Origin of the sequence: Lentilactobacillus sp. TOM.63 (assembly GCF_030361045.1) — a bacterium.
Lineage (GTDB): Bacteria > Bacillota > Bacilli > Lactobacillales > Lactobacillaceae > Lentilactobacillus > Lentilactobacillus dabitei.
On the sequence record NZ_JAUCAP010000107.1, the window covers coordinates 1 to 6,360 of the forward strand.

A 6,360-nucleotide genomic window follows, 5' to 3' on the forward strand; every position below is an offset into this window, starting at 1 on the left:
AAATGCAAAATACCCATCAAACGCGTGAAACATGTGTTTGATGGGTATTTTGTGTATTTTTATGAATAAATCAGGATTTCAATGTTATCCAATTTATGCTTAACATTGCCAACAATATTGATTCCCGTCCAAGAACGACCGTTTGTTGGGCTATAAATAGTAAATTTGTTGCCAGAAATTCTTATGTTATCAGCATTGCCCGTTAACCAGACAGAGTTATATTGTCCATTAGCGTTCCCAGGGTTAAGTTCGAACGTATTGTTTGATACTGAAACATTTTCACAGGCAATCCAAAGTTGGATTTGTTTAGCTGTCTCACCTGTATTATCAAAGTGAATTCCTGAAATTGTGCTACCCGCTGCCCCATTATTAAATTGAAGCCCAGCAGCAATCGTTGCTCCACTAGTACCTTTAATGTTTACTTTCTTTGTAATCCCAATTGTGTTTTTGTCTGACATTCTTCCGCTAATAGTAATTGTATTACCATCGGTAGCTTTACTAACTGCCTCGGTCAATGTGCTATAGGATTCGCCGTTAACATTTGCTGTACCACTCTTCACATCATCTTGTGTCCTAACCGCAGACGCCCCAATCTGGCTGCCTTCTTTTGGCATTTCTACGCTTGGCGACGAGGTACTCGAATCAGCGCTCACTTGGCTTAGCGAACCAGTTACCCCTGCCCCACTCAACAATACCGCTGCTGAAAATAATCCAACTAAGATCCCTCTTTTGATTTTGCTATTATAACAATTCATAGTTTTCTTCTCCTCTAAAGATTCATATTTTCATCCCTGATACACTTTATGTCTATCATAGGTAAAATCTTATAATAAAAAGAAGAAGAAGCTAAGGAGATATTATGACTATTTTAGTATTTTTATTTCCCAGTATGGTTATCTGATTGTCAGCAACGAATCCAAATATGCGGACACAAAAAGGGACCACTCGATTGTGTTGGCACCTGCTAACAACAATTAATTGATCCCTTTTTACTTTAAATTATTCGACCAGACTTACCGTCTAATATTCCTTGCTAGGATTTTTATCGGACTGTGACATCCCCACCATCAGAAGTTAATCGGTAAAGTGGTCGATTATTCTGGGCAATTTGCCAAGAATGATTACCTGATTGACCAAATAGGGATACATCGCCACCGTCCGCGCTGGCACTTACCTGCACCTGCTTGCGGTTAGGAATTGTCGCATCAATATCCCCGCCGTCCGTGCTGGCAGTCAGCGAACTGTTGACCCGATTATTATTCAAAACAACATCGCCGCCATCCGTATTAATCACGGCATCTTTCAACTTAGTAGCTGTAAACGAAACATCCCCGCCGTCTGTGGATACGGTCGCCGTTCCATTTGCAAAATCTGTATTTTGATAGGTAAGATCGCCACCGTCACTGCTTTGAGTGATTCCGGGGGCCGTGACATTCTTTAAGTTAGTATCATCAGTGTTCTTTAAATCAAGAGCGGCTTTGGCAGTCACGTTTTCCAAATTAATTTCCGCATCTCCAGCCAATTGAAGCTGATTGACAGCGACGTTGGTCAATGAGACTTCGTTGTCATTATGCCCATCAATCCGGGCTAATTGGGTATGCTTCGGCAGAGTAATTGTTATCGTTCCGCCATTATTCTGATAACTGTTAATACTGAGACCCATGATTCGGGTGCGATGTTGCTGCTTACCCTTAATTGTAATTGCGGTTCCCGTCTGAGTAACTATGTTAAATTTCGGATATTCAATTGTCGGCCGCTTCACGTTTCCCGGTTGAACCACGACTTCACTATCAGTTGTAAAATTCAATTGGTCAAATGAACGGTCCAGCTGTTTTGTTTTCATTTTAATTGCTGTTCCCTGCTCGTCATCAACCTTAAATCCATTGGCCCAAACAATTGGCTTGAAGCCTGTATGGCCGAGGGCAACTGCCACCATGATGACACCAATGATGGTTAATGCCGAACCGATCACAATTGACTTCTTCATTTTTGTCGTCTCCTTCCGTGCTTCTCAGCCTGATTCTTTGGCACAATCTTCTGATACGCCCAGCGAGAAAAAGTTGTGACCCCCCGAACCACACCGTTAAAGGCGGCTAAAAATGCTGGTGTCAACAGGATAATCAGACCAACAAACGCAATGCCGATGCCAGTGTAGAGAACGCCCAACCAAATGTCGCTCGCCAAGATGCTGATGCCGATAACTAAGCTGGCCAGCCCACCGACGACGACCCCAAAAATCAAACCAAGGAGCCCAAGGATGATGCCGAACGCTGCCGCGAAAACCCCAATCGACAGCCCTGCTAATCCAAGCGCCAATGGGATTGTAACCGGCGTAGATAAAACAGCCAGGATAATCAGCCAAACTGTCTTCATATCTTCTTTGGGTTTGGCCGTTCGCGACTGAGCGCTACTGCCAGCATCCAAATTCTTGATCGAATAGTCAGCTAGAATTTTTCTGGTTAGCTGCCGGGGTGTCCCCAATTCACGAACACAATCGTTGTAGGTGGTGAAGTTCCCATCCTGCAAATATTCGGTATAGAAATCAACCACTTCATTGCGTTCATCGGGATCCAGTTGCCCCAACAAAGCCGTTAATTCGGTTATATAATCATCCATCCGTTTCATCTCCCAACATTTTATCTACCCCAACTTTAAAGTCTTGCCATTCTTGTTGAATCACGCTTAACTGCCGCTTTCCTTCTGCCGTAATTTTATAGTACCGCCGATTTCGCCCCTGATAAGGCTGATCATACGTTGTTAATAAATCGTTCTTCTTCAGCCGCCGAAGGACCGGATACATCGTCGATTCGGAAACCGAAATGGATTCCTGAATTTTTTGAGTAAGGGCATAGCCATAGTAATCATCATGGACTAAGAGGCCCAGGACACAACCGTCTAATAGCTCCGAACTCATCTGAATAGCCATATCGTCACCTCTGCAATACTATTTTATATATAATATGATTTCATATACATAATACTGATCTCTGCTCCTTTTGTCAATAATTAGTCTGATTAATCGCCACAAGCCTCTCAAAAAGTCGTTTTATGATGTTATTTGGAACCAAAAAAACCAATAGCTCCACTCCGATCAAAAGGAGGGATTAGACTATTGGCTTTTCATTCTTATATTGATAAAACTTGCGACAAACGGCTGACTCCAATCTCTAAATGAACCTTATAGCTAGTTTGAAAGAAGGTCAGCCAATTACTTTGCTCGAGTCAAACTAACCGTCAGAACGTCGTCTGGAGTCGTATTATAACTGGCCAAAATCCCATTCACCACGTCAGCGGCCGGTCCGTGTTGAGATGTCGACCGGTGGTACGTGTTGATCCAGGTTCCTAGCGCATCAAGGCCAAATTCAAGCCCTTCAAACACCTGCATATACGTTGATGACTGGGGCTCGGGTGTCTCAATGATGATTTTTTCAACCCGTTGGTGATTAATCTGCATCGTCAGTTTAATTTGGTTGGTATCAAATAAAACCGGCGTCCCATCTTTCACTGACTCTGGTAACCGATAGTCCGTCAACCGCATATTTTGGTTATAGACGCGGGCAACGTAGTCATAAGTGCCTAAATCGTTAGTCCCTAATTCCTGTGACATTAAAAATCCCCCTTAAGCAATCCTGAAGTAACGCTGTTATCAGAATTATAAGGGGAATTTGGCTTGGCTGGGGATATTTTGACTCCGCGCTATTATTCAACTGAAACTGATCGTCCTTTTTGGAAGTGTTTCGGGTGGCTAATCGTACATATCGCTCAATTTCTTTTGAACATCAGGATGGTTGATAAATTCGTCATAGGTCGTGTCAGCCTTATCGATAATCCCGTTGTTGGAAACTTCGATAATATGGTTGGCAATCGTTTGGATAAACTCATGATCATGGGATGTAAAGATAATCGACCCCGGGAAAGCAACCAATCCCTCATTCAACGAGGTAATTGATTCCAAATCCAAGTGATTGGTTGGATCATCTAATAAGAGCGTATTACCCTTTTGCAGCATCATCTTTGACAGCATGCACCGGACTTTTTCGCCTCCAGATAAGACACTCACTTCTTTGTTCACGTCATCGCCTGAGAACAACATCCGACCCAGGAAGCCCCGCAAGAACGCATCATCATCACTGCCTTTTTGGGCATATTGGCGTAACCAATCAATGATCCGCAACTTGTTGTCATTGAACTCCGACGAGAAATCCTTTGGAATCGACGTCATTTCCACTGTTTGGCCCCAGGTGATTTCACCGATATCTGGTTTCATTGTGCCTGCTAAGATCTGCATTAAAGTCGTTGATGCCAAATCATTTCGGCTCACCAAAGCAGTCTTGTCTCCAGGGCGCAAAGTAAAGGTGACGTTATCAAGAATTGTGACCCCGTCAATTGTTTTGGAGACTTTATCCACTCGTAGAAGATCATTGCCCAACTGACGCTCCTGCTCAAAGTGAATAAATGGGTATTTCCGAGACGATGGCTTAATGTCATCCAGGGAGATCTTATCAAGCTGCTTCTTTCGCGAAGTTGCCTGCTTTGATTTGGAAGCATTGGCGCTAAACCGGGCGACGAATGCCTGAAGCTCCTTGATCTTGTCTTCCTTTTTGGCATTGGAATCTGCCCGCATTTTGGCAGCGAGCTGACTGGATTGCAGCCAGAAGTCATAGTTACCCACATACATTTTGATCTCACCAAAATCAACATCGCACATCATTGTACAAGTCTGATTCAAGAAATGGCGGTCATGAGAAACAATAATCGTAATGTTTGGATAGTCAGCCAGGAAGTTTTCCAACCATTCAATTGTGTATACATCAAGCCCGTTGGTGGGCTCATCCAGCAATAAAATATCGGGTTCGCCAAATAAAGCCCGGGCCAGCAATACTTTCACTTTTTGGCCTTCCGTTAGTTCACTCATCAGCTGTTGGTGAAGGTCTTCAGGAATCTCCAATGACTGCAATAATTGCGAGGCATCGGCTTCAGCATTCCAGCCGTCCATTTCAGCGAACTCGGCTTCCAAATTGGCCGCCTTGATGCCATCTTCATCGGAAAAATCCGGTTTGGCGTATAAAGCATCCTTCTCAGCCATGATGTCAGCCAAATGTTGATAACCCTGAATGACAGTTTGGAGGACGGTCTGGTCTTCAAAGCCGTAATGATCCTGGCTCAAGCTGGAAATTCGTTCGTTTTTATCAATATGAATCTCGCCGGTTGACGGTGTCAGTTCACCTTCCAATAATCTTAAGAAGGTGGATTTGCCGGCACCATTGGCTCCAATGACGCCATAGCAATTACCTGGCGTGAACTTTAAGTTAACGTTATCGTATAGTTTTTTACCTGAGATTTGTAATCCCATGTCTGAAATTGTAATCATTGATTTACCTCACTGTTTCTTGCCTAAAAAATAAACTTCGCCTGCTTGGCGACAGCCTGCATAAATCAAAGCAGCCAACAACGAACAAGAGCGTTCATCATTGACTGCTTTGTTAGGCTTCCGGGTTGCCCCGAGTCTCGTCGCACTATCAAACAAATATATCATATCCGGCGACGTTTAACAATCCTATACCTCGCCGAGATTATTAAAGTATTCAACTTGAATATCATCGTCAGAGATAATCAACTTAGTGACACTCCCGTTATCGGTTGGCCGGCCTAAATCCAACTGTGGGGCATAGCGATCAACAATCGAACGAATTGTAATTCCATGAGAAACAATTAATATTTGTTGACCGTCATGGGTATTCTCTCGAATTTTGTCAAAACCCCGGTTCAGGCGTTTCCAAAACATGTCATTGTTCTCAGCTTGGTTATAAAGATCAGCGTGATGAATGAGGTCCCGCGCCCGTTCCAAACCAAAGTCTTTTAAGACTTCTTTTTCACTGGTTGTTTTGACTTGGGCACCCACAAACTGCCACATTTGGTTGGCGTCGTTACCTTCAAAGTAACCGTGGAATTGTTCTCTAAGCTCAGGATACTGATAACTGACGATGTTCATGTTATGTGGATTCTTCCGCAAAATAATTTTGGCGGTATCGATTGCCCGTCCTGAATCACTGGAAAAAGAAGCCGCAAAATTAATCTTCGAGAGTCTCTCACCAGCACCCTCTGCATCGCGAACACCCTTGTCCGTTAACGGCGAATCGATCCATCCCTGAATCTTGTTATACAAATTCAAATAAGTTTGTCCATGTCGCACCATGTATGCAGTAACCTTTGCCAAAAAGATCATCCCATTCCTTTAGATTTTGTCCACAACTTAAGTATATCTAATCAGGCAACATTAATCACTCCTGATTTATTCATAAAAATACACAAAATACCCATCAAACACATGTTTCACGCGTTTGATGGGTATTTTGCATT

General features: G+C 43.2%; 7 protein-coding genes. All 7 read right to left on the minus strand.

The window, feature by feature from the left end; genetic code table 11:
* Positions 1-59 precede the first annotated feature (59 nt).
* The 7 genes from QUF07_RS12925 to QUF07_RS12955 all read right to left on the minus strand — a co-directional run bounded on the left by QUF07_RS12925 (position 60) and on the right by QUF07_RS12955 (position 6,217).
* Positions 60-755: a right-handed parallel beta-helix repeat-containing protein gene (locus tag QUF07_RS12925; protein ID WP_289427810.1), complete on the minus strand. Its 696-nt coding sequence runs from the start codon at positions 753-755 to the stop codon at positions 60-62.
* A gap of 287 nt (positions 756-1,042) precedes the next feature.
* A complete protein-coding gene (locus QUF07_RS12930) occupies positions 1,043-1,987 on the minus strand; it encodes a DUF4097 family beta strand repeat-containing protein (RefSeq protein ID WP_217164698.1) in 945 nt (314 codons plus the stop codon).
* Positions 1,984-2,616 carry a DUF1700 domain-containing protein gene (locus QUF07_RS12935; protein WP_217164697.1) on the minus strand — a complete coding sequence of 211 codons (633 nt, stop codon included), beginning with the start codon at positions 2,614-2,616 and terminating at the stop codon, positions 1,984-1,986. Before QUF07_RS12935 ends, QUF07_RS12930 begins: the two co-directional genes overlap by 4 nt.
* A complete protein-coding gene (locus QUF07_RS12940) occupies positions 2,609-2,926 on the minus strand; it encodes a PadR family transcriptional regulator (RefSeq protein WP_217164695.1) in 318 nt (105 codons plus the stop codon). Before QUF07_RS12940 ends, QUF07_RS12935 begins: the two co-directional genes overlap by 8 nt.
* Before the next feature lie 282 nt (positions 2,927-3,208).
* Positions 3,209-3,607: a hypothetical protein gene (locus QUF07_RS12945; protein ID WP_217164693.1), complete on the minus strand. Its 399-nt coding sequence runs from the start codon at positions 3,605-3,607 to the stop codon at positions 3,209-3,211.
* A 138-nt stretch (positions 3,608-3,745) separates the two neighbouring features.
* Positions 3,746-5,371, minus strand: coding sequence for an ABC-F family ATP-binding cassette domain-containing protein (locus tag QUF07_RS12950; protein WP_289427811.1), 1,626 nt, complete (start codon positions 5,369-5,371; stop codon positions 3,746-3,748).
* A gap of 186 nt (positions 5,372-5,557) precedes the next feature.
* Positions 5,558-6,217, minus strand: coding sequence for a histidine phosphatase family protein (locus QUF07_RS12955; RefSeq protein ID WP_217164689.1), 660 nt, complete (start codon positions 6,215-6,217; stop codon positions 5,558-5,560).
* Positions 6,218-6,360: the final 143 nt, after the last annotated feature.

Coding starts and splice junctions, on each gene's coding strand:
- QUF07_RS12925 (WP_289427810.1), bottom strand. CDS start 755: ATGAATTGTTATAATAGCAAAATCAAAAGAGGGATCTTAGTTGGATTA.
- QUF07_RS12930 (WP_217164698.1), bottom strand. CDS start 1,987: ATGAAGAAGTCAATTGTGATCGGTTCGGCATTAACCATCATTGGTGTC.
- QUF07_RS12935 (WP_217164697.1), bottom strand. CDS start 2,616: ATGGATGATTATATAACCGAATTAACGGCTTTGTTGGGGCAACTGGAT.
- QUF07_RS12940 (WP_217164695.1), bottom strand. CDS start 2,926: ATGGCTATTCAGATGAGTTCGGAGCTATTAGACGGTTGTGTCCTGGGC.
- QUF07_RS12945 (WP_217164693.1), bottom strand. CDS start 3,607: ATGTCACAGGAATTAGGGACTAACGATTTAGGCACTTATGACTACGTT.
- QUF07_RS12950 (WP_289427811.1), bottom strand. CDS start 5,371: ATGATTACAATTTCAGACATGGGATTACAAATCTCAGGTAAAAAACTA.